The sequence below is a fragment of the Actinomycetospora sp. genome (genome assembly GCF_055612215.1).
Genome location: NZ_JBVPVA010000590.1, coordinates 1 through 2317, shown reverse-complemented (window position 1 = coordinate 2317; position 2317 = coordinate 1). Strand labels below are relative to the sequence as shown.

Here is a 2317-nt window from a genome sequence, read left to right as displayed (position 1 = left end):
CTGGCCCACTGGCTGCACCGGCGGGGGGCCGAGGTGACCGTGGTCGAACGGGCTCCCGGCCTGCGTCCCGGCGGGCAGGCGGTCGACGCGCGCGGGGTCACCAGGGAGGTCATCCGGCGTATGGGGCTGGACGCGGTGGTCCGCGCGGCCCGCACCGAGACCCTCGGCGCGTACACCGTGGACGCGGACGGCACCGTGCTCGAGACCCACCGCGCGGACGACCACGGCGGGGACGGCTACATCGCCGAGATCGAGATCCTGCGGGGTGACCTGTCCCAGGTGCTCCACGCCGACACCCGCGACGGCGTCGAGTACCTCTTCGGGGACCGGATCGCCGAGCTCACGCAGGACGCCGACGGAGTCGACGTGGCCTTCGCGGGTGGTGGCCGACGGCGCTTCGACCTGGTGGTCGGGACGGACGGTCTGCACTCGGCCCTGCGGGCGATGGTCTTCGGACCGCACGAGCGGTTCGTCCGCCACCTCGGGCTGGTGCTCGCCTTCTACAGCGTGCCCAACGAGTTCGGGCTGGACCGCTGGCTGATCGAGTACCAGCACCCGGAGTCGGGCCGTTCCGCGCTCCTGCGGCCCATCCAGGACGCCACCCGCGGGATGGCGATGTTCTCCTTCCCCGCGGCCGCCTTCGACGTCGACCCCCGCGACGTCGCGGCCCAGAAGGGCCTGCTGCGCGAGCAGGTGGCCGACCTGGGCTGGGAGACCCCGCGCATCCTGGCGCACCTGGACGACACCCCGGACTTCTACCTCGACCAGGTCGCCCAGGTGGTGATGGACCGCTGGTCGACGGGCCGCGTGGGGCTGCTCGGGGACGCGGCGTGCAGCTCGTCGCCGATGTCCGGGCAGGGCACCGGTATCGCCCTGGTCGGCGCCTACCTGCTCGCCGGGGAGCTGGCGGCCGCCGACTGGGACCCGGACGCCGGGTTCGCCGGCTACGAGCGGCGGATGCGGCCGTTCGTCGAGGCCAACCAGGAGATCGGCCGGATGCACGTCCGGAGCCTCGACGCCTCCGGGGCGGACGCCGAGCCGGCCCCGGACTTCGGGTCGGAGTGGTTCGCCGAGCTGATCGACCGCGCGATCAACGGCCCCGAGCTACCCGACTACGCCGGGGTGCCGGACTCCGGTGCCGGTCACCGTGGCTCCCCGACGACCCCGTCGACGTAGACCCAGCGCCCCGCGTCGCGCACGAACCGGCTCCGCTCGTGCTGGGCCCCGGAGCGCCCGCCGTCGCGGTGGTGAGCACGGAACTCGACGACGCCGTCGGTGTCGAACAGCCCACCGCCGACCCGGTCCAGCACCTCGAGCCCGGTCCACCGCAGGCCCGGGTCCAGCTCCAGCGCGGTGGGTCGCGTGTCCGGGTGCCAGGTGCGCAGCAGGTGCTCGACGTCGCCGTGGACGAAGGCCGTGTAGCGCGAGCGCATCAGGGCCTCGGCGGTCGGCGGCGCGACGCCGTCCGCGCCCAGGTAGCGGCCACAGCACGCGTCGAACGCCTCGAGCGACCCACAGGGACAGCGTCGGGTACCCACGGCCGCCGACGGTAGTTCGGAGCACCGGAGGCCGGGCGTCCGTCAGCCGATCTGCTCGAACAGGGACACGACGATCCCGTCAGGCCCGCGCACGTAGGCCATCCGCACGCTGCCCTCGTACTCGCCGATCCCGCCGACGAGCCCGTAGCCCTCCCCCGCCAGTTCGTCGACCACCGCCGCGAGGTCGCCGACCTCGAACGACACGTTGCGCAGGCCGAGCTCGTTGGCCATCGGCGCGGGAGACCCGGCCACGTGGTCGGGCACGACGAAGCTCGAGAGCTCCAGGCGGGACCCGCCGTCGGGCGGCCGCAGCATGGCGATCTCGCAGTGCGCGCCGGGAATCCCGCACACGGTCTCCACGAACTCGCCCGCCACCGTTCCGGTGCCCTCGACCTCGAGTCCCAGTCGGACGAAGAACGCCGTGGCCGAGGCGAGGTCCGCGACCGTGATGCCGACGTGGTCGAAGCGTCGTACGTGCGCCATGGGCCGATCCTCCTCACACCACCGACGTCTCGCCCCAGATGTCCTCCAGGTAGCGGTTCGAGGTGCGGAGGCCCGCGAGCCAGGCGTTGCCGTCGGCCTCGCCCGCACCGGTCCTGGCGCGGAACACCGCGACGAGGGCGGCACGCACGCCCGGCGCCATCGTGGAGGCGTTGCCGCAGACGTAGACCACGGCGTCCTGCTGCATGGCCTCCCACACCTCGTCGGCGGCACCCTCGAGGGCGTGCTGCACGTAGCGGTACTGGTACCCGGGCACCCGGGAGTACGCCGGGAAGAGC

4 protein-coding genes are annotated in these 2317 nt (G+C 73.5%); 1 reads left to right on the top strand and 3 read right to left on the bottom strand.

Going from position 1 to position 2317, the window contains the following annotated elements; genetic code table 11:
- A partial coding sequence (locus AC0CYZ_RS16165) for an FAD-dependent monooxygenase (protein ID WP_472217108.1) occupies positions 1–1176 on the top strand: 1176 nt, incomplete at its 5' end.
- Here the strand turns inward: AC0CYZ_RS16165 and AC0CYZ_RS16160 are convergent.
- From AC0CYZ_RS16160 to AC0CYZ_RS16150, 3 genes are all read right to left on the bottom strand, one after another.
- Positions 1143–1538 carry a YchJ family protein gene (locus AC0CYZ_RS16160; protein WP_472217106.1) on the bottom strand — a complete coding sequence of 132 codons (396 nt, stop codon included), beginning with the start codon at positions 1536–1538 and terminating at the stop codon, positions 1143–1145. The two genes, AC0CYZ_RS16165 and AC0CYZ_RS16160, sit on opposite strands and share 34 nt — an antisense overlap.
- A gap of 42 nt (positions 1539–1580) precedes the next feature.
- The gene (locus AC0CYZ_RS16155) at positions 1581–2021 is read right to left on the bottom strand and encodes a VOC family protein (protein ID WP_472217104.1); all 441 of its coding nucleotides are present in this window, start codon (positions 2019–2021) and stop codon (positions 1581–1583) included.
- A gap of 13 nt (positions 2022–2034) precedes the next feature.
- A partial coding sequence (locus tag AC0CYZ_RS16150; RefSeq protein ID WP_472217103.1) for a hypothetical protein occupies positions 2035–2317 on the bottom strand: 283 nt, incomplete at its 5' end.

Coding starts and splice junctions, on each gene's coding strand:
- AC0CYZ_RS16155 (WP_472217104.1), bottom strand. CDS start 2,021: ATGGCGCACGTACGACGCTTCGACCACGTCGGCATCACGGTCGCGGAC.